A 20,219-nucleotide genomic window follows, 5' to 3' on the forward strand; every position below is an offset into this window, starting at 1 on the left:
TACTCGATAATCCCATGATTCGGGCCAAATGTGGCCTTATTGGCCAACATTACCGCCACAGTGGATATCTTATCCCGCGATCCTTGCCACCACTTCCGCAGAGCTGAGATTCTCGCGCGAGCCGTCGCTGCGCCGCTTGATCTCGAGCTTGCCCTCGGCGAGGCCCTTCGGCCCGACCAGTATCTGCCAGGGAATGCCGATCAAGTCGGCGGCCGCGAACTTCGCGCCGGCGCGCTGGTCGGTATCGTCATAGAGCACATCGACGCCCCTGGCCTGCAGCTCCCGATAAAGCTTTTCGCACGCGCCATCAACGGCAGTATCCCCCTGCTTCAGGTTCAGGATCACGGCGGTGAACGGCGCGACCGCCTCCGGCCACTTGATGCCGGCATCGTCATGGCAGGCTTCGATGATGGCGCCGACGAGACGCGAGACGCCGACGCCGTAGGAGCCGCCATGGATCGGCACGTCGACACCGTCGGGACCGGCGACGAGCGCCTTCATCGCATCGGAATATTTGGTGCCGAAATAGAAGATCTGCCCGACCTCGATGCCGCGCGTGTTGACGCGCCGGTCGGCGGGCACCTCGCGCTCATAGCGCGCGGCATCATGGACGTCCTCGGTCGCCGCATAGACCGACGTCCATTGCTTGATGATCGGTGTCAGATCGCCGTCATAATCGATATCGTCGGGCGGGATCGGCAGGTTGAGCACGTTGCTGTCGCAGAACACGCCGGACTCGCCGGTCTCGGCGAGCACAATGAATTCATGACTGAGATCGCCGCCGATCGGGCCGGTCTCGGCGCGCATAGGGATTGCTTTCAAGCCCATCCGCGCAAATGTGCGCAAATAGGCGACGAACATCTTGTTATAGGCACGACGCGCCGCCGCCTCGTCGATGTCGAAGGAGTATGCGTCCTTCATCAGGAATTCGCGTCCGCGCATCACTCCGAAACGCGGGCGCTGCTCATCCCGGAACTTCCACTGGATGTGATAGAGATTGAGCGGCAGGCTCCTATAGGACTTGACGTAGGCGCGAAATATCTCAGTGATCATTTCCTCGTTGGTCGGCCCGTACAGCAATTCGCGCTTGTGGCGATCGCTGATGCGCAGCATCTCCGGACCGTAGGCGTCGTAACGGCCGCTCTCGCGCCAGAGATCCGCGAGCTGCAGCGTCGGCATCAACAGTTCCAGCGCGCCAGCGCGGTCTTGTTCCTCGCGCACGATCTGCTCGATCTTCTTCAGGACCCGAAAGCCCAGCGGCAGCCACGCGTAGATGCCGGCCGCTTCCTGCCGCATCATGCCGGCGCGCAGCATCAACCGGTGCGAGACGATCTCCGCCTCTTTCGGATTCTCTTTCAGGATGGGCAGGAAAAACCGCGACAATCGCATGGGTCAGCTCAAGGAATCAGGTGGGCTAGCGGAAGCAGGTGCAGTGAAACCGGATCAGGTGCGAAAATACAAGGCCGGGAAGCGTGAAAAGCGGCCGGAAACGCGGAATTCGGGCGATTTGCGGGGGGTCGCAGGATGGTTTCGCTGCCCTCTACTCAGCCGATAAGTGTCCCTTCTGGTCGCGCGGAACTGAACGCGCCGTCATATCCTACGAGGCCGCCGCCCTACTTCTTCATGCCGGAGTGATCGTGCTTCATTGCGCCGCCGGGTGCCTGCGCACCGACCGCCTGCACGTCGAGCGACAGCGAGATCTTGCCCGCCTTCTCGAACTCAAGCGTGAGCGGCACCTTGTCGCCCTGCTTGAAAGGCTGCTTGAGATCCATCAGCATCAAATGGTAGCCACCCGGCGCGAGCTTGACGGTCTTGCCCGGCTCGATGGTGAGACCCTTATCGAGCGGCCGCATCGTCATGACGCCGTTTTTCATCGCCATCTCATGAACCTCGACCTTGCCGATGTTCTCGCCGGAGGCGCCGACCAGCCGGTCCGCCGCAGAGCCCTTGTTCTCGACGGTGAGATATCCGCCGGCGATCTTTGCGCCGCTCGGCGTGGCGCGGCTCCAGGCCTGCGTGATGACGAGGTCGCCAGCCTTGACCTCCTGGGCGTGCGCGGACCCATTCATCAGAGCTAACAGGAGGACGAAGCCGAAGAATTGCATGACAGTTTTCATTGTACGTCTTTCGATCGAGTACGCCGGACACGGCCGGCGAACGAGGCCGCTGCTGCATTAACTTGAGAACACAACTTTCATATTCACAATAGCGGGATTGAACCTTTATTTGCTGGCCGCCTTCTGCCCGTCCAGCCATTTTTGGAGGTCCGGAATTTCAGCCGAGCCTTCTATCGTGGTAACGGTTCCGTCCCGCGCAATCAGCAGCGTGCGGGGGATGTCACCCTGCCAGGCCGGGTCGATCTCAAATCGGAGACGTTCGACAAAGCCGTCGCTGAAAATCCAGTTCTCCGCCGACGCGAGGCCAGCCTTCTCCAGCATCGCGCGGGTTGGGCCTTCCAAATTCGGAACGAGATCGGCGCTGATCATTACGACGTCCAGCTCGGAATGCTCCTTCATGAATTGACCGAGCAGTGGCAGTTCGACCTTGCACGGTCCGCAGGTGACGCCCCAGAAATGCACCAGCGTCGGCCGCCCGGCGTGCGAACGCAGCATTTCCTGCCAGCTTCCCCGCACGAACGGCTTGAGCGCGGGCTCGGACGGCGCCTCGGCTGCAGGCGCCGCGTTAAGACACGCAAGGAGGAATATGACGGCGAGCAGGAGGCGCTTCATGATCCATCTCCGATCTGCAAAAGGCGATATCCGTCGGCCTTGGTCATCCAGGAAAGGTAGACCTTGTGCCCATCGCTCACCAGCAGCGGGTGGTCGGACGTGTCCGTCGTCGTGGCGATCGTTGATGGCGTCGACCAGCTCTTGCCCTCGTCACGCGAGGTCATCGCGTTGATCGCGGTCTTCTCGCCGTCGAACTCCTTCCAGACCATGGTGGTGCCGTGCGGGCCGGCAAGAACATAGGGCCGCGTCGGATTGCGATCGGCGCGGCCGAGCGGAAGCGGATCGGAGAAGGTGCGGCCCTCGTCCTGCGAGCGCGCATAGAACAACCCTTTGCGCACCTTGCCGCTCGTGAACCAGGTCACGTGGTACGTGCCGGCGGCCGAGATGGAAAGACTGGGACCATGATGGGGGCACGCGGCGATCTGCCAATTGTCGTTGCTGATGCGGCGAACCTCGCCGCGCGTGGCCGGATCGGCAAACGTCATGACGGCGTGATCGCGCACGCCGCCTTCGAAGATGTTCCTGAACACGACCACGGGATGGCCGGGGCTAGCGAACGCAAGGCCAAGCCGGCAGCATTCGCAGATGTTGTCGGCGGCGAGCTGTGTTTCGGAATAGGTCGCGCCGCCGTCCTTTGATGAGGCGAAAAACAGCCCCGCCCCTTCGTATTTCCGGCCCTCCTGTTGCGCCGGCACGCGGTTGCGCTTGTCGATCCAGGCGGCAAACACCGAACCATCCGCATCGAGGCCGAGCGCCACAAAACGCTGGCTCTCGTTGTTCGACGTGATCGGCGTCGGGTCGGCAAAGCTCTGGCCGCCATCGGCCGACTTGGTGGTGAGTACCTGGCCGTTAAAGGCCTTGTCCCTGAAGGTCGAAAACGCCAGCGCGATGCCGCCGTTCTTCTCGGCAACGATCTGGGGACGCGCATCCGGTCCCCAATCTAGCTTGAGCCTTTCTTTTGTCACCTGAACCGGTGCAGAAAAACTGCGCCCCTGATCCTTCGAACTCGCCACCGATATGTGGCCGCCCGCCATGAAGGCGAGCCACAGCGTGCCGTCAGGCGCAAAAGCCGGCGTGACCTTTGAGGCGCAGCGCAACGCGACCTCCTCACACGCCGCTTCGGCGGCGTGATGATTATGGCTTATTTGCGCTTGCGCTGCGCTCTGGCAAAGCGAGAGAGCGAGCGTCGCGATGAGGCTCATTCGCAGCATGGCTTTACTCCTCCTGCGTGGTTGTCCGGTCATTTGAAAGCCAGCTTCATTCCGGCGATGAACGCGCGTGGCGATCCGGCGTAGATCGATCCACCGGTGTTCGCCAATACGGCGGCGGGATTCTGGATGCCGCCCGCCGTCACCGAATTGGCGATGTTGTTGGCGGAGGCCACGTAGGTCCGGTCGAACACGTTTCTCACTTCGACAAACATGCTCAACGACTTGAAGTAATCGGACACGAGATCTGTCTTGTAGTGAACGTTGAGATTGACCAGTTCGTAACCCGGCGCCTTCAGGAGATTGGCGTTGTCCATGTAGAACGAATCTTTCCACTGGACCTCAACGAAGGCTCCGAGACCAGCGAGCGGCCCCCACATCTGTTCATAGCCGAGCCGTGCCGTGAGTTCGTTCGGCGAGATGCCGGGAATCTTGTTGCCCGCGCGGTTGAAGCTGAACGTTGCGCCGTTGACGATATTCTCGGTGTACTCCGTATAGAACTGGTCGAGATAAGTGTAGGCCGCCGTCAATCGCCAGCCCGGCAGGAACTGCCAGTCGGCCGCCAGCTCGACGCCGCGATGCTCCGATCGCGGCGCATTGAACGTATAGCTCGCATTCGGCGCGCCGACCTGGGTCGCCTGGGTCACCAGTTCGTCCTTGAAGAACTCGTAGAATCCCGTCGCGCTGAACCTGAGCGTGCTGTTCGGCCTCCAGTCGAAGCCGATGTCGTAGCCGATGTTCTTCTGCGTCCTTAGCTGCGTGTTGTTGCCGTTCTGACCGTTCGCGAGAACGAAGAGGTTTCCGACCTGCGGCGTGCCGTAGCCGGTGGCGACGCGCGCCCGGAACAGCCACTCCGGATTCAGCTTGTAGAGCAGCGCCAGCTCAGGCGCGGTGTTCTGAAATTGCCGGTCGGCAGACACCAGTCTCGGCGTCGCCGTCGGCACATTGGGCGTGTTGTAGGCGTAGGGGGTATTGATCCCCTTCAGAAGCGTCGTTTCCCATCCGATCCCGGCGATCGCCGTCAGGTTAGGAGCCAGTTTGAGTTCTTCGCGCGCGCGGACACCGTAGTTCGTGGTGGAGCTCCAGGTATTGCTTTGCAGAAGGCCGAGCTTCGCATTGCCGCCCGGCATCACGTTGCGCGTATCGCTCGACGCGGTCAGCGTGTTGTAGAACGCGCCGAAATACGTCGTCGATTCCATGCCGAGGATTTCGCCCTGCTTGGTCACGTCGCTCATATAGTTGTAGGACGGGAAATCGCCGATCGCGCTGGTTGCTCCCGTAGGCTGATTGATATTGCGATCGTCGAACACGAACTGGTTGCGCCAGGTCGTCGTATTGTCGAAATCGTGCTCCCATCTGCCCCCGACGATGGTGCGGCGATCCTCGCGGCCAAGCCCGGCCTGCACGGCGGTGATCGGAGTTCTCGTTCCGTTGAAGCCGTTGTTGAGGAGATTTACCGAGGCGCAGCCGGCGACGCCGGCCATCTCGCAGCCCACCTGAAAGGGGTTCTGATAGTACTGATTGAGCGACAGCCGGATCGGCAGCCGTGTATCAAGATTGTTGTTGATGAACTTGACTGTGAAGCGGTCGTCGGGCGTCGCGTGCAGCGTGCCGAGAAAGTTCACGGTTTGGGTATTGAACCAGCTGTTCTGGATAAATCCGTCGCCGCGCGCGTCGCTGGTAAACAGCGAGTACTCGAAATTGCCGACCTTCTTGCCTGCGGCGAGGTAGTTGTTGAGATAGCCGAAGCTGCCGTCTTCGACGCCGTATTCGACCCCGTCGATGCTGTGGCCCGGCCGGGTGCGGAAGTTGAGCGCGCCGCCGGTCGCATAGTTGCCATAGAGCGCCGATGACGGTCCCCGGATGACATCAATCGCGCTGTAGGCCTTGGGATCGATCAGGTCGCTGCGGGACAGCCCGTCCGGCTGGGTGACCGGAAAGCCGTCCTCGAAGATCACGAGATTGCGGATGGCAAAACCATTGCGGGCGTTGGAGCCGCGAATCGAGATGCCGATATCGCGCGGCCCGTTGCCCTGCTTCACCGAGATGCCCGGGCTCTCGCGCAGCACGTCGGCCACGGAGAACGCCGGCCGGTTCTCGAACTGGCTGCGGTCGATGGTGGTTTCGGTCTGGCCATTGGGTGCCTGGTAAAGCAGCGCGCGCGCCACGCTCGGGGTGATGCCCGCGGTGAGCGACAATGAGGCAGGCGCGGGGTTGGCCGCAGGCGGCCTCGCCTGCGTCCGACTTGCCGAGCGGACGGCCGGTTTGCGAGCCGCAGGTTTGGCGGCCGTGGCGCGCGGCGCCTCGATGGTGACCGCCGGCAGCGCCGTCTGGGCGGTCGCGTTCGACGGGTCAAGGGATAGCGCACTGCCGAGCACAAGCAGGCTCGCGCTTCCCAAGGCACGATGGGGGTACATAAGACATTCCTGACGCCAGCTCTTTGGCCGGCTTGCTCAACTGAACGAAACTGGCACGACCGCAGGTCGCACCGTTTACGAAGGTCAAGTGAGGTCAGGAGATAGATGGAGGCGCACGCGCCTGCGCGTGGCTGCCGGCGCGAGCGTTCGCCAGCCGGAAAGCAAAGTCGAACCAAGCCACCCGCTCGGCAACCCGATCGACGTCGATCGCCGCAGCCTCCGGCACGTCCACCGGCGCGCCGGTCTGCAGCACACTGCAAACCGAACAGCATCCGTCATGGGCGCGGTGGTTGATCTGGTCGGCCTGCCCGGCACCGGGCGCGCCATTGCCGTGACAGATCACGGCACCCGCAAACGGATCGGAAGCTGCGATGCTCGCCGCCCAGCACGCGCCGATCGGTGCAAAAATTTGCACCACCAGTGCAATCAGGACAATTGGCAGAAACTTCTTCAGCCGCCGGCGCATCGCAAACCCATCCGCTTCAGACGTTAATCACCTCTGGAGTCCGAAGTCGAGGCGAGGTTCCTGGAATTATGTTGCAGCTTCAAGGAGGGATGCAGGCGAAAAACGATGCGTTTTGCAGCATTTGAGAGGCGCCCTACCATGATACCAAGCCGCGGGCGTAGTGTAGCTAAATCCACAACCGCCAGTAGCACCTTCTCAATCATTTCGCAGAGTGCTGGAATTTTGAACAAACGTTGCTGAAAATGATGACAAGACGAAAAAGATGGTCTACCAATTTAAGCTCAGGCTGGCCGAGAGGCAAAGCTTGGTGGTCCAAGTCTCGGGAGGAGCCCTGACGCGCACAAGCAGCGTCGCCTCGACAATCAAGAGCAAATCTCACATTTCGAGGAAACTAAGGGTCGACACAATTTTTGAGCAGGGCTTGGTGCCCTGCTCTTTTTTTGCGACGATCGCAGACGACAATGGCGGCATCGTCAAATCCAATCGAACGAAGTTTTGAACTGGCCGCGCTGCGCTGCGCGGATCTGACACCGCTGGTCTATCGCCGTCTGTTCGACGCGCATCCCGAAGCACGCACGATGTTCCGAACCGAGGGCAGCGAGCTCGTCAAGGGCTCGATGCTGGCGATGACGATCGAGGCCATCCTGGATTTTGCAGGCGAGCGCAACGGCCATTTCCGCCTGATCACTTCGGAGATTTACTCGCACGATTCCTACGGCACGCCGCGCGAATTGTTCGTCGCGTTCTTCGGCATCCTTGCGCAGACGCTGCGCGAGGTCATCGGCGCGGACTGGTCTGATGACATCGACGCGGCATGGCGAGAATTGCTCGGCGATATCAAAATTCTCGTTGCAGCGCAGTGAAGCGACGAGCACCAAAGTCTCCCGACGTTGATTGAGACAGACGATCAAGTCAGCCGGTGGCGCAATCGCGCCGAGTGTGAAAGACTGCCTCGATCCGCGGTGCGTGCAATCGATGCCGACGGCGATAACAATGACAAAGCGAGGGAGCAAACGATGTCCGGAACTGACAAATCCGTAACGACCAGGCGCGACCTTCTTCAGGCGGCGGGCGTGGCTGGCGCAGCGAGCGCCCTGCTCGGGGGACTGGCCATAAACCCGGCGCTGGCAGCCGCCGCACGTTCTGAAAAGCCGCTGAAGGCCGCGTTCTCCAATGCGGGCCTGCAGGCCACCTGGTGCGCGCAAGGCAAGCAGGCGGCGGAATGGTGGGGCAAGCTGTTCAACGTCGAGGTCACCTGGTTCGACGGTCAGCTCGATGCGGTCAAGCAGCGCGCGGCGATCGATAACATGGCCTCGCAGAAATGGGATTTCGTCGCGATCCAGGCGTTCGGCATCGGCACGCTGACCCAGCCCGTGCAGAAGATGATCGACGCCGGCATTCCCGTGATCGACATGGACACGCTGATCGCCCCGCTCGACCAGATCAAGGTTCATTCGTTCCTGGCGCCCGACAATGAGTTCATGGGCGCATCCGTGACGCAGGCGCTCTGCAACGCGATCGGCGGCAAGGGCAAGATCATCATGACGCAGGGCGCGCTCGGCCACACCGGCGCCCAGGGCCGCGCCAAAGGTTTTCAGTCCGTCGTCAAGCAATTCCCGAACATCGAGGTGCTCGACACCCAGCCCGCGGACTGGGACGTCTCGAAGACGGCGCGTCTCTGGGAAACCTATCTGACAAAATACCCGCAGATCGATGCGGCCTTCTTCCACAATGACGACATGGCGCTGGCCGCCTACAACATCATGAAGGCGCGCAACCGCACCAACATCCTGATCGGCGGCGTCGATGCCATGCCGCCGGCGATCCAGGCCGTCAGCGAAGGCCGCATGTTCGCGACCGTCCGCAATCCCTCCTGCCGCATCCATGGCGGCGCCATCGTCGCCGGCGTCGCCGCGGTAACTGCGGGCGAGAAGAGCGGCCAGGGCATCCCGAAGCATGTCATCACGGATGGGCCTGTCGTGACCAAGGCCAACGCGGCCGGCATGCAATGGATGGAGGACCACTTCCTGATCTGATCCCCCATGCCCTCGGGACATCAGCCCATCCTCGAACTCAACGACATCACGAAGACCTTCGGCGGCGTCGAGGCGCTTCGTGGTGTCGACTTCGCGCTTTCTCCCGGCGAGATCCATGGTCTCGTCGGCGAGAACGGCGCGGGCAAAAGCACGCTGATGAAGATCATCGCCGGCGTGCACGCGGATTTTTCCGGCCGGCTCAAACTGGACGGAAGGGAAACCCGCTTTCGTTCAGTGCGCGATGCCCACGCGGCCGGCATCGCGATGGTACATCAGGAACTTAGCGTCGCACCCGATCTGTCGGTAGCCGAGAACGTTTTTCTGGGCAACCAGCCGACCAATCGCCTCGGCTTCGTGCAATGGCGGCGCATGGCCCGCGAGGCCGGCGAGCAGCTCAAACGCTTCGGCATCGACGTCGACCCGATGTCGCGGCTCGGCGACCTCCCGATTGGCCTGCAGCAATTGATCGAGATCGCCCGGGTTCTGTTTTCTGGTGCCCGGATCATCATTCTCGATGAGCCGACCTCGGCGCTGTCGCCGCCGGAAGTCGAACGCCTGTTTGCGACGCTGAAACGGCTGCGCGAAGAAGGCACCAGCATCGTCTTCATCTCCCATTTCATCGAGGACATCCTGCGCGTCTCCGACGTGGTGACGGTGTTCCGCAACGGCAGGAAGGTCGCGGAAGCGAAGGCGGCGGAGACCAGCAAGTCCGCGCTGATTGAGGCGATGATCGGCAAGGGCCGCGAGGCGCTGGAAGAGACCTACACGCACGACATCATGTTGCCGTCGCCCGCCGAGAAGCCGGTGGTGCTGAATGCCAGCGGGCTTTCGCTCGCCCGCAGCCTGCGCGATGTTTCCTTCGACGTCCGCGCCGGCGAAGTGCTCGGCATCTACGGCTTCATGGGCTGCGGGCAGCTCGAGCTGGCGCGAATTCTCTTTGGCAAGCTTAGGCCTGACCAGGGCACGCTGGCGGTCGCTGGCAACCAAAAGACATTCCGCAGCACGGCCGATGCGCGCCGCGCGGGCATCGCCTTCGTGCCCGAGAGCCGGCGCGACATGCTGTTCCACCAGGAGCCAGTCTACAAGAACATCTCGATCAGCGTTCTCGACCGCATCTCATCGCTGCTGCTCAAGCCGTCGCGCGAACGCGAGATCGCCACGCGCCAGGTCGATCAATTGCGGATTCGGCCCGCGGCGGTCGAGCTCGATCTCGGCATGCTCTCGGGCGGCAATCAGCAGAAGGTGGCGCTGGCGAAATGGCTGAGCTACCCGCCGCGGCTGCTCGTGCTGTGCGAGCCGACCCGCGGCATGGATGTCGGCGCCAAGAACGACGTCATCCACATCGTCAGGGACCTGGGCGCCAAGGGGCTCGCCATCATTGTGCTCTCGACCGAGCCGGAGACGGTGCTGTCGCTTGCCGACCGCGTCCTCGTGCTCAAGCGCGGCGCGGTGGTGCGGGAATTTTCCAACGAACGGATCAGCAAGGACCGCCTGCTCGAAGCGGCGTGAGGAGAGCGACATGACTTCAGGTGAAAGCGTGACCGTCCATGCTTCGGATCGCAAGCGCCCCCACCGGCTTGCTGCGATACTGCGCTCCCAGATGCGCAACATCGCGCCGTTTCTGACGCTGATCTGCCTGTTCGCTTTCTTCTCCGCCGCGAGTCCCTCGTTCGCGACGCTGGATAATCTCGGCAATATCCTCACCCAGATATCGGTCACCGGCATCATCGCCGTCGGCCTCACCTTCGTGATCCTGTGCGCAGAGATCGATCTGTCGATCGCCGCCATTGCCAACGTCACCGGCATTGCGGTTGCTTATTTCACGCTGCAGGAATCCTACGTCAACATCGCCAACGTGCCGATGCCCGGATGGGCCGCGATCCTGCTGGCGCTGGCGCTGTGCGCCCTGCTGGGCCTCGTCAACGCTTTCGGGCTGACTGTCATCGGCATCCCCTCGTTCATCATGACGCTGGCGATGATGCAGATCGCGGCCGGCATTTCTGCACTACTCGTGCGCGGGCAGATCGCCTACAAGGTGCCGCCGCTGGTCTCGACGCTCGGATCGACATCGATCGGCGGGATACCTTGGATCGTGATCGTGGCGGCGCTAATGCTGCTCGGCGGCCACCTGGTGCTGACTTACACGCGCTTCGGCCGCTATGTCTACATGGTCGGGGGAAATCGCGAAGCAGCCGAATATTCCGGCCTCAACGTCAAACTGATCCTCGGCAGCGTGATGGTAATCTCGGCTGTTTGCGCCGGCATCGGCGGGATGCTCGGGGTCGCGCATTTCGGCAGCGCGCAGCAGAACGAGTTCGACACTTACCTCCTGGATTCGATTGCCGCCGTCGTGGTCGGCGGCACCAGCCTCTTCGGCGGCCGCGGCGGCATCGGCAACACCATCGTCGGCCTGTTCGTGCTCGGGGTCCTCAACAACGGGCTCGACCACGTAAACATCGACAGTTTTCTGAAGATCTTGATCCGCGGGCTCATTCTGCTGGCGGCGCTGATCATCAACGTCTATGCGCAGCGCTTGCGGGAACGGACGGCCGAATAGCGCCTCGCCATCCGTGTCCCGGACGCGGCGCAGCGCATAGTGCTGCGCCGCTGAGCCGGGACCCACCGTCTCTGCACGTGGACCCCGGATCAGCAGCGCACCACGCCGCGAAGCGCGGCGTGCTGCACTGCATCCGGGGTCCCCTTACCTGAAGCAATCAGGCAAAATCCGGCCGCCAGCCGCGCACCTTGCGCGCCGCCTTCGTCACGTCGCCGATGCTACGGAACAAGGCCACATCCACCATCATCGCCCGCGCCAGCCGCAGGCTCCTCGCCTCGCATACCGCCCGCCGCTTCGGATCCTCGATCAATTCGAAATCGATATTGTGTGCGAGCCCCAGAATGCGGCGGATGATTTTTGCCGCCGAGAAGCCGACCGTGTCCTCGAACAGCCGCGCCATATAAACTTGCCGCTCCGCCTCCAGCCGCGCCGCGCCCGCCTCGCCTTCAAACAGCATCACCGGATACGCGTCGCCCTTGGCCTCAATGCGCCACAGCTCCAGGAACTTGCGCGCGAACTCCGTCCACACGCCCTCGATCGTGCCAAGCACCCACGCCTCGAACGCCCGCCGCTCGCCGGGCGCACGCTCGTGCCCCGACGACGCCAGATAGGCCATCAAGAGATTGGCGATGACGGCGCCAATATCAAAGCCCATGGGGCCATAGAAGGCGAATTCGGGGTCGATCACCTTCGTCTCGTTTTCCGTCACCATGATCGAGCCGGTGTGAAGGTCGCCATGGATCAGCGCTTCCGGCGCATTGAGGAATTTCAGTTTCAGCCGCGAGATCGCGACGTGAAGATCGAGGTCCTCGCGGAACGCGGCGGCGGTCGCGTCGAGCCAGGGCGCTGTCCAGCGATTCTGCTCGGCCACGCGATAGGGATCGGTGAAGATCAGGTCCTCGGTGATCTTGCAGAGCGCATGGTTGCCCGCGAACGCGGCGATCCCCTCCTTCTTTTCGGCGGCTGATACCGCGAGATCGGAGGAAAGAAAAAGCGTGCGCGCCAGAAACGTCGTGATGTCCTGGACGAAGCGCGGATAGATCGTGCCGGCCACCATCCCCTTGCGCATGATGATGTGCAGCTCGAGCAGCTCCATGACGACGAGCGCAAGCGCGTCGTTGTGGTGCAGCACCGCGGGCACGAGACCGGGCGCCAGCTGTGCCTGATGCGTCAGCGCCAGATACTCGTAATGCGAGCGCGACAGCGGCAGCGGCCAGCTCTCGCCGACGAGCCGCACGTAAGGCAGCGCCTGCTTGACAGCGATACCGCCTGTCGTCCCCTTGACGATGAAGACCAGGTTGAGATTGCCATCGCCGACCTCGCTGATCGACCATGAAGCCGGCGAGCCGCCGAGCCGGCTGGCGATCTCGGGAAATTTTGCGAGATAATCCCGCAGATCGGCCTCATGAAGGATTCGATATTCGCTCTGTCGCGGATCAGCCAGTGATCGGCGCTGTGAACTCATCGCGGCCCCCCCCCAAGTTGCCGGTCCCGGGAGTTGCGGTTCACTCCCGTTTCAGGAAATCCCAGCCGGCTTTTTCTTTCGCCAGATCATAGCCACAAGGCGTCGCCCGGGGCCAGCATGTTCGCTGTCCCGGCTTGCCCCAGCGTCTCAAATGCGCTGCGCAAGCCAGATGGTGTGGCCGCCACAATCCGGGTCCTCGACGATATGCGAGATCACACGAAAACCGTTTCGATCGAGCAACGAACGATATTCGGCAGGGTCGAGGCTCGCGTGGTACAGCGGCTCGCCTCCGAAATCTCCGATCGCCTCGCCATGGGCCGGACCGCTGGTAAACATCAGGGCGGCGTCTGGCGCTGCGTGCTCTCGGAACAGCGGAAACATTCGGCGCTGGTCGTCGTGGCAGAGGTGAAAGAAGCTGTCCCAGGCAAGAAGGCCGGAAAAGGTCCGTCCCAGCGCAAGCTTTCGTATATCGGCGACGATCCATTCCTGCTTCGGGAAACGGTCGCGGCAGACGTCGATCATGGCCGCGGAGGAATCCACGCCAGTGACCGGATGGCCGAGACCGATGAGGTACGCAGCCATCGGCTCGGCGGAGCCGCAGCCAAGATCGAGGACTGAGCCGGCAGGCAGCAGCGCCCGAAAGCGATCAAGCCAGGTCTTTTCAAAGAAGCCGGTGCGCGCGCGACTCTCGATCCAGTCCGATGCCTTGCCCTGATACAGGTCGATGATCCCTGAGACTTCTTCTGACGGCATCCTCGAACTCTCGCGCCACGTATCGCCTGGATCTGGGTCAGCACGAACGACAGTAAATGTCGGATGATCCATAACGAGCCCAAATGCGGCCGCCTGGAATCGAATCGCCTACATCCAGGATAGGGATCGGTCCGTCGCGGTCATACATTTGCGTTTATCAATGCTTCAGATTTCCGCAATTTCGTTGTCTCAAGCATATAATAGGCTCTGGCCAAAGGTGGACAGCACATGAGCATTGCAAGCGACGCCCGTTTCTGGGACAGGTCTTCCCGCAGATACGCCAAATCCCGCATCGCGGATCCGAACGGATATGAGCGCACGCTCGAACGCACACGCGCCCATCTGCAGCCCTCAGACAATGTGCTGGAACTGGGTTGCGGCACGGGGACGACGGCGTTGCGACTTGCGGATGGCGTGCGCAGCTATCTCGCGACGGACATTTCCGGCGGGATGATCGCGATCGCCAAACAGAAGCTGGCGGTCGAGCCAATCCCAGCACTTTCCTTTCGCACTGCCACCGCCGAAGAACTGGTCCACGAAGAAAGCCGATTCGATGCCGTTCTGGGCTTCAACTATCTGCATCTGGTGCGCGACGTGCCGGGCACGCTACGCAGCATCCATGCCCTGCTGAAGCCCGGGGGCCTGTTCATCTCCAAAACGCCTTGCCTGGGGGACATGAACCTGCTGATCCCGCTGATCCTGTTGCCCGTGATGCGAGCCATCAAGATGGCGCCGCATGTCAGCTCCGTCGGCGTGTCCGCACTGGAGCGGCTGATCATTGACGCGGGGTTCGATGTCCTTGTCAGGGAAAGCCACGCCAGCAAGGGTAAGGATCAACGCCCCTACATTGTAGCCCGGAAGCGATGATCCAAACGCCCGGGATCAACTCAGGCCTCGCCGGAGAGCCGTCATCTGGCTTGGATAAGCCAGTCGCCTAGAATGTCTCCCGTTCCAGAAAGTTCGACCCGATGTCGGCCTTTTCTTGATGGGATCCTAGTCGCAAGAGACCCTGTCAGCGACCAGCGTGTAGCTCGGGATAACCACAAGCAATACTAAAATACGCTGAAAATTCATTCATTTCCCCAGCCGGAACAGACCGGGCATTAATTAGCCGATCCCGCCGGATTTGTTAGAACCGGAATGTTACCCAATGAATCCGCCGGCGGGCTATTGTCCCGACAACTCGGATGCGAGTAACGGTAGTGTCCAGCATTCAAAATCGGATCAGGGACGTCCGATGACGACTGACGATCTTGAAACAATTGCGTTGCGGCCCACCGTCATCGGCGGCGCCCGCCAGGACGACGACTATGAGGTGGTTTGGCGCGGCTTCCCGGTCGGACGGATCATGAAGCAGGCGGATAGCCCGCACTGGTGGTGGGCTTGCACGGTCTATGGGCTCCCACCGACCCCGAATGACCGGGGATCCGCCATCAATTTCAAGGACTGCCAAGTCCGCTTCCGACTCGCCTGGGCCAGAATGAGACCGACGTTGACCGACGAAGTCATCCAGGCCGCAACGCGGCACGCCGAAGGACTGCTGCAGCAAACAGAAGCAAAGCCCAATGCGCCAGAACCGCTTCAGGTTCTGGAGAACCACCGCGCCGCGCCCCGGCACCGGGTATTGAAGGCAGGATCGATCGAGTTCAATGGCGGCATCATCGACTGCACCATCCGGAATATATCGGACACCGGTGCGGCGCTTGAAGTCGCCAGTCAGCTCGGCATTCCCGATAACTTCTGGTTGGTGATCTCGGGCAGCAACACGCCTCGCCACTGCCGGGTTGCCTGGCGAAACGACAAGCGAATCGGTGTCGCATTCGACTAGACCAGATGGCAATGCGATTTGCGCCGCATCAGAACGGCAGCCCCATCAGCTTCGACAACCGCTCGATGTTCAGATAGCCCTGCTGATACGCCCACATCCCGATGCCGAAGACGATGCCCGAGATGATCGTGGTCCAGAACAGCTTCCAACCCATCCGCGCCATGACCGGTGCGCCGGGGTCGGTGCCGGGCGCGCCCTCGCCGTCCTCATGCTGGCTGCGGACGCCGAACGGCAGTGTCACGAACAGCACGACCCACCAGAGCACGAAGTAGATCGCAAGCGAGGTGGAGATGCTGTAGGCCATCTTGCTTCAAGCCTGTTCGATTTCGACGAGCGCGCCGGAGAAATCCTTTGGGTGGAAAAAGAGCACCGGCTTGCCGTGCGCGCCGATCTTCGGCTCGCCGTCGCCGAGCACGCGCGCGCCTTCGCTGATCAGCCTGTCGCGCGCGGCGAGAATGTCAGGCACCTCGTAGCAGATATGATGGATGCCGCCGTCGGCGTTGCGCTCGACGAATTTGGCGATCGGCGAGGCCTCGCCGAGCGGCTGGATGAACTCGATCTTGGTGTTGGGCAGCGTCACGAACACCGTGATGACGCCATGCTCGGGCAGCGGCACCGCACTCGAGATTTCAGCGCCGAACGCGCCGCAGTAAATCTTGGCGGCTTTCTCCGCGTCCTTGACGGCGATTGCAACGTGATTGAGCCGGCCCAGCATGACACTCCACTCCCTGCTTCAATGCGCCTTCGCGGCACGTTCGCGCGGTTCGCTAGCGCTTTTACCTCAAACCGTTAGAACATGAACGAGGCAAATCGGCTTCTTGCCCCACTGTTCGTTGATGACAGCCCGCACCGCGCGGCGCACTGACTCCGCGGTGGCGTCGGGATCGCGCCGCCGCGGCCGCGGCAGGCTCTCTATCGTCGACATCACCGTATCGAACACGATTTCGTCAATGGTCTCGCCGGCCACATTCTTCTCGGGGATGCCGACGAGATCAACCTCGGGATCGTCGGCGAGTTCGCCTTGCTGGGTCATGGCGATCGCCACGAAGGCGCAGCCGGAAAATCCCATCCGCCGCCGCTCCACCACGGCGCGGGATTTGGCATCCTCCAGGATCGCGCCGTCCTTATAGAGCCGCCCCGACGGCAATTCGTCGATAATGCCGGGCTCGCCGGGGCCGAGCTTGACCAGATCGCCGTTGCGGCAGGTCAACACCTTCGGCACGCCAGCCGCGCGCGCCAGCTTGGCATGCTCCGACAGATGCAGCGCCTCGCCATGGACCGGGATCAGGATATGTGGGCGCACCCAGGAGATCATGTCGCGCAATTCGTCGCGGCGCGGATGGCCGGAGACGTGGACGAGATCGGTGCGGTCGGTAATGACCTCGATGCCCTGCACCACCAGCCCGTTGATGATAGCGTTGACCGCCTTCTCATTGCCGGGGATCGTGCGTGAGGAAAAGATCACGCTGTCGCCCTTGTTCAGCGTGACCTGTGGATGGTCGTCACTGGCGATGCGCGCCAGCGCTGCGCGCGGCTCACCCTGGCTGCCGGTGCACAGCGCCAGCACCTTGTCCGGCGGGAAGTGGCCGTAGTATTCGGCGCTGCGGAAATTCTGCACGCCGTCGAGATAGCCGGTCTCGCGGGCGACCTGCACCACGCGCTCCATGGCGCGGCCGACCACGACCACCTCGCGATCGGCGTCCCTGGCAGCATCCGCCACAGCCTTCACGCGTGCGACGTTGGAGGCAAAGGTAGTAACGGCAACGCGTCCCTTGGCGGCGCCGACCAGCTTCTTGATGGTGGCGGCAACCTCGGTCTCCGAGGGCGAGCGCCCGTCCCGCACCGCATTGGTGGAATCGCCGACCAGCGCCAGCACGCCGGCATCCCCAAGCTCGCGCAGGCGCCGCTCGTCGGTCGGCTGGCCGATGATTGGCGTCGGATCGATCTTCCAGTCGCCGGTATGCAGCACGGTGCCGGCGGAGGTGTGGATCGCCAGCGCATGCGATTCCGGAATCGAATGCGCAACCGGAATGAACTCGACGCTGAACGGCCCAAGATCGACGCGTCCACCCGACGGCACGACCGTGACCGGAATTTTCGGCGGATTGCGCTCGGCGGCGCATTTGGCTTCGAACAAGGCGGCACTGAACTGGGTCGCATAGACCTTGCACTGCAGCTTCGGCCAGAGATCGATGATTGCGCCGAAATGGTCCTCATGGGCGTGCGTCAGCACCAGGCCCATCAGGTTGTCGCGTTCCTTCTCCAGGAAACTGATGTTGGGCATGATCAGGTCGATACCCGGCAGATGCTCCTCGTCGCCAAAGGAGACACCGAGATCGACCATCAGCCAGGACCGCTGGTGGCGGTCGCCGAGGCCGTAGATCGACAGGTTCATGCCGATCTCGCCGACGCCCCCGAGCGGGGCAAAGGTCAGTTCATCCGGCCGCGCCATCAGGCCGCTCCCACCGATGCCGCGGTGCCGAAATAGACTTCCCCGGCCGTGATCGGCATGCGCTTGCCTTCCGCGGTGCGGACGATCAGGCAGCCGGTATCATCGATCGTATCGAACGTGCCTTCCACCGTAGCGGTTCCGGTCTTGATCGCGACCCGCTCGCCGACGCCAAAGGCACGTTCCAGCCACGCTTTGCGGATCTCGCCAAAGCCGCGGCCATCGTCCCAGATGCCGCGGAACTCGACCCAGGCCTCCGCCAGCGCCTTGAACAATTCCTCAGCGCCGACGTGGACTCCGAGAGCTGCGAGCGAGGTCGCCGGCGTCGGCGTCCCCTCGGGCGCGGCAACGACATTGGTGCCGATCCCAACCACGACAGCGAGCCCGCTTTCGGCGACCGCCTCCGCCTCCAGGAGGATGCCAGTGAGTTTCTGACGCTCCGCCAGCACGTCATTCGGCCATTTCAACGCAAATTTCAGGGGCTCCGCCCGGCGCAGATTGGCCTCGACGCTGAGCTTCTGAAGCGCGCTTTCCAGCGACAGCCCGGCGGCAAAGCCGAGGGTTGCCGCAACCGCCGGAGATACATCCATGACCTCGAGAATGCTGCTGGCGAGGTTGCCGCGCGGCGCGACCCAAGCCCGTTGCCGGCGGCCGCGCCCCGCCGTCTGTTCGGTGGTGACGAACCACATCGGCCCGCGCTCGCCCGCACGGGCGCGCGCCATGGCTTCGGTATTGGTGGAACCGATCTTGTCGAAGGCGGCGAGACGGTAACCCGCCGATGTGGCTTTGGGACCGAGCGAAAAATTCATTTCCTGTTTCTGCGCAGGATCCTCTCCGAAAACCGGAGACCACTCTGCGGGATCATGCGCCTCAAAAAAGCGACTTCGCCGCCGCCGTGGCCACGCTGACCAGCGGCCCCGGATAGACGAAGAAGAAGATGTTGAAGATGCCCGCGACCGCCAGCACGGTGCGCAATTCGATACGCATCGGTTCGATCTGGCCGGCGGGCTCGTCGAAATACATCACCTTGACGATGGTGAGATAGTAGAACGCGCCCACGACGCTGGTCAGCACGCCGATGACAGCAAGCGTGAACAGGTCCGCCTTGATCGCGGCGACGAACACGTACCATTTGGCGAAGAAGCCCGCGAGCGGCGGAATGCCGGCCAGCGAGAACAGCAGCATGGCGAAGAAGAACGCCAGCAGCGGATTGGTGCGCGATAGCCCAGCGAAGTCGCTGATCTCTTCCATCGGCTGGCCGTTGCGCTTCATGGAAAGGATCACGGCGAACGAGCCCAGCGTCATCGCGACATAGATCGCGATATAGACCAGCACGCCCTGCGCGCCCTCCACCGTGCCGGAGGCGAGCCCCACCAACGCAAAACCCATATGGCCGATCGAGGAATAGGCCATCAGTCGCTTGATGTTCTTCTGCCCGATGGCCGCGAACGAGCCCAGCGCCATCGAGGCGATCGCCACGAAGACGAGGATCTGCTGCCACTGCGGGACGATGCCCGGGAACGCCGTCAGCGTCACGCGGGTGAACACGGCAAGCGCCGCGACCTTCGGCGCCGAAGCAAAGAACGCCGTGACCGGCGTCGGCGCGCCTTCATAGACGTCGGGCGTCCACATATGGAACGGCACGGCCGATACCTTGAAGCAGAGCCCGGCCAGCAGGAATACGAGGCCGAACACGATGCCGACGCTGCCGGTCTTCACGGCGGCTGCGATGCCGGCAAAATCGACCGTGCCGGTGAAGCCGTAGACCAGTGACGCGCCGTACAGCAGCATACCGGACGACAGTGCGCCGAGCACAAAGTACTTCAGGCCGGCTTCGGTGGACTTCACGTTGTCGCGGTTGGAGGCGGCGACCACGTAGAGCGCGAGCGACATCAGCTCGAGCCCGAGATAGAGCATGATCAGATCGCCGGCCGAGATCAGCACCATCATGCCGAGCGTTGAGAGCAGCACCAGGATCGGATATTCGAAGATCCGCCGCGATGGATCGGACAAGAATTCCGCCGAGAGTATCAGCGTTGCCGCCGAGCCGATGATCGCGAGGACCTTCAGGAAGCGGGCGAAGTCGTCGACGATGAAACTACCGCCGAATGTCGTCAGCTTGCCGGCCGGCAGCATCAGCACCAGCATGCCGGTGACGACGAGCAGGACTACCGCGAGGCTGGTGATGATCCGGGTCGTCTCCTGTCCGCGATAGGCGCCCAGCATCAACAGCGCCATGGCGCCGACCGCCAGCACCAGCTCCGGCAACACCGGCAGCAACTGATATCCTGCACTGGAAAAGCTCATGGCG

At 62.4% G+C, this 20,219-nt stretch carries 19 protein-coding genes; 6 read left to right on the forward strand and 13 right to left on the reverse strand.

What is annotated here, in order from left to right; genetic code table 11:
• Window positions 1-69 precede the first annotated feature (69 nt).
• The 6 genes from proS to J6524_RS04245 all read right to left on the reverse strand — a co-directional run bounded on the left by proS (window position 70) and on the right by J6524_RS04245 (window position 6,820).
• Window positions 70-1,389 carry a proline--tRNA ligase gene (proS, locus tag J6524_RS04220; protein ID WP_225669087.1) on the reverse strand — a complete coding sequence of 440 codons (1,320 nt, stop codon included), beginning with the start codon at window positions 1,387-1,389 and terminating at the stop codon, window positions 70-72.
• Window positions 1,390-1,613: 224 nt separating this feature from the next.
• Entirely contained in the window at window positions 1,614-2,117 is a 504-nt protein-coding gene (locus tag J6524_RS04225) for a copper chaperone PCu(A)C (RefSeq protein ID WP_225669088.1), read from the reverse strand.
• 105 nt (window positions 2,118-2,222) lie between these two features.
• A complete protein-coding gene (locus J6524_RS04230) occupies window positions 2,223-2,729 on the reverse strand; it encodes a TlpA family protein disulfide reductase (protein WP_225669089.1) in 507 nt (168 codons plus the stop codon).
• Window positions 2,726-3,940: a sialidase family protein gene (locus tag J6524_RS04235; protein WP_225669090.1), complete on the reverse strand. Its 1,215-nt coding sequence runs from the start codon at window positions 3,938-3,940 to the stop codon at window positions 2,726-2,728. Before J6524_RS04235 ends, J6524_RS04230 begins: the two co-directional genes overlap by 4 nt.
• A 29-nt stretch (window positions 3,941-3,969) precedes the next feature.
• On the reverse strand, window positions 3,970-6,354 hold the full coding sequence (locus J6524_RS04240; RefSeq protein WP_225669091.1) for a TonB-dependent receptor family protein: 2,385 nt from the start codon (window positions 6,352-6,354) through the stop codon (window positions 3,970-3,972).
• 94 nt (window positions 6,355-6,448) lie between these two features.
• A complete protein-coding gene (locus J6524_RS04245) occupies window positions 6,449-6,820 on the reverse strand; it encodes a DUF2946 domain-containing protein (RefSeq protein WP_225669092.1) in 372 nt (123 codons plus the stop codon).
• Between the two features lie 461 nt (window positions 6,821-7,281).
• On the opposite strand from J6524_RS04245, the gene J6524_RS04250 reads away from it, so the two are divergent.
• From J6524_RS04250 to J6524_RS04265, 4 genes are all read left to right on the forward strand, one after another.
• On the forward strand, window positions 7,282-7,683 hold the full coding sequence (locus J6524_RS04250; protein ID WP_225669093.1) for a globin: 402 nt from the start codon (window positions 7,282-7,284) through the stop codon (window positions 7,681-7,683).
• Between the two features lie 153 nt (window positions 7,684-7,836).
• A complete protein-coding gene (locus tag J6524_RS04255; protein ID WP_225669094.1) occupies window positions 7,837-8,856 on the forward strand; it encodes a sugar ABC transporter substrate-binding protein in 1,020 nt (339 codons plus the stop codon).
• 6 nt (window positions 8,857-8,862) lie between these two features.
• Window positions 8,863-10,365 (forward strand): sugar ABC transporter ATP-binding protein, encoded by a 1,503-nt coding sequence (locus J6524_RS04260; RefSeq protein WP_225669095.1) that lies wholly within the window; start codon window positions 8,863-8,865, stop codon window positions 10,363-10,365.
• 10 nt (window positions 10,366-10,375) lie between these two features.
• Window positions 10,376-11,413: an ABC transporter permease gene (locus J6524_RS04265; RefSeq protein ID WP_225669096.1), complete on the forward strand. Its 1,038-nt coding sequence runs from the start codon at window positions 10,376-10,378 to the stop codon at window positions 11,411-11,413.
• Window positions 11,414-11,570: 157 nt separating this feature from the next.
• Here J6524_RS04265 and mtnK read toward each other — a convergent pair whose 3' ends face one another.
• Together mtnK and J6524_RS04275 are read right to left on the reverse strand one after the other, a co-directional pair.
• Window positions 11,571-12,878: an S-methyl-5-thioribose kinase gene (gene mtnK, locus J6524_RS04270; RefSeq protein ID WP_225669097.1), complete on the reverse strand. Its 1,308-nt coding sequence runs from the start codon at window positions 12,876-12,878 to the stop codon at window positions 11,571-11,573.
• 147 nt (window positions 12,879-13,025) lie between these two features.
• Complete coding sequence (locus tag J6524_RS04275) at window positions 13,026-13,631, reverse strand: class I SAM-dependent methyltransferase (protein WP_225669098.1); 606 nt, start codon at window positions 13,629-13,631, stop codon at window positions 13,026-13,028.
• Window positions 13,632-13,859: 228 nt separating this feature from the next.
• On the opposite strand from J6524_RS04275, the gene J6524_RS04280 reads away from it, so the two are divergent.
• Complete coding sequence (locus J6524_RS04280) at window positions 13,860-14,498, forward strand: class I SAM-dependent methyltransferase (protein WP_225669099.1); 639 nt, start codon at window positions 13,860-13,862, stop codon at window positions 14,496-14,498.
• A 370-nt stretch (window positions 14,499-14,868) separates the two neighbouring features.
• Window positions 14,869-15,459, forward strand: coding sequence for a PilZ domain-containing protein (locus tag J6524_RS37825; protein ID WP_376711972.1), 591 nt, complete (start codon window positions 14,869-14,871; stop codon window positions 15,457-15,459).
• Between the two features lie 28 nt (window positions 15,460-15,487).
• Here J6524_RS37825 and J6524_RS04290 read toward each other — a convergent pair whose 3' ends face one another.
• The 5 genes from J6524_RS04290 to nuoN all read right to left on the reverse strand — a co-directional run bounded on the left by J6524_RS04290 (window position 15,488) and on the right by nuoN (window position 20,215).
• Window positions 15,488-15,763, reverse strand: a complete 276-nt coding sequence (locus tag J6524_RS04290) for a DUF1467 family protein (RefSeq protein ID WP_225669100.1) — start codon at window positions 15,761-15,763, stop codon at window positions 15,488-15,490.
• Window positions 15,764-15,769: 6 nt separating this feature from the next.
• Window positions 15,770-16,174, reverse strand: coding sequence for a methylmalonyl-CoA epimerase (mce, locus tag J6524_RS04295; RefSeq protein WP_225669101.1), 405 nt, complete (start codon window positions 16,172-16,174; stop codon window positions 15,770-15,772).
• Window positions 16,175-16,240: 66 nt separating this feature from the next.
• Window positions 16,241-17,911 carry a ribonuclease J gene (locus J6524_RS04300; protein WP_225669102.1) on the reverse strand — a complete coding sequence of 557 codons (1,671 nt, stop codon included), beginning with the start codon at window positions 17,909-17,911 and terminating at the stop codon, window positions 16,241-16,243.
• Window positions 17,911-18,717: a biotin--[acetyl-CoA-carboxylase] ligase gene (locus tag J6524_RS04305; protein ID WP_225669103.1), complete on the reverse strand. Its 807-nt coding sequence runs from the start codon at window positions 18,715-18,717 to the stop codon at window positions 17,911-17,913. Before J6524_RS04305 ends, J6524_RS04300 begins: the two co-directional genes overlap by 1 nt.
• A gap of 61 nt (window positions 18,718-18,778) precedes the next feature.
• The gene (gene nuoN / locus J6524_RS04310; RefSeq protein WP_225669104.1) at window positions 18,779-20,215 is read right to left on the reverse strand and encodes an NADH-quinone oxidoreductase subunit NuoN; all 1,437 of its coding nucleotides are present in this window, start codon (window positions 20,213-20,215) and stop codon (window positions 18,779-18,781) included.
• Window positions 20,216-20,219 lie beyond the last annotated feature (4 nt).

It is taken from the genome of Bradyrhizobium hereditatis (assembly GCF_020329435.1).
GTDB lineage: Bacteria > Pseudomonadota > Alphaproteobacteria > Rhizobiales > Xanthobacteraceae > Bradyrhizobium > Bradyrhizobium hereditatis.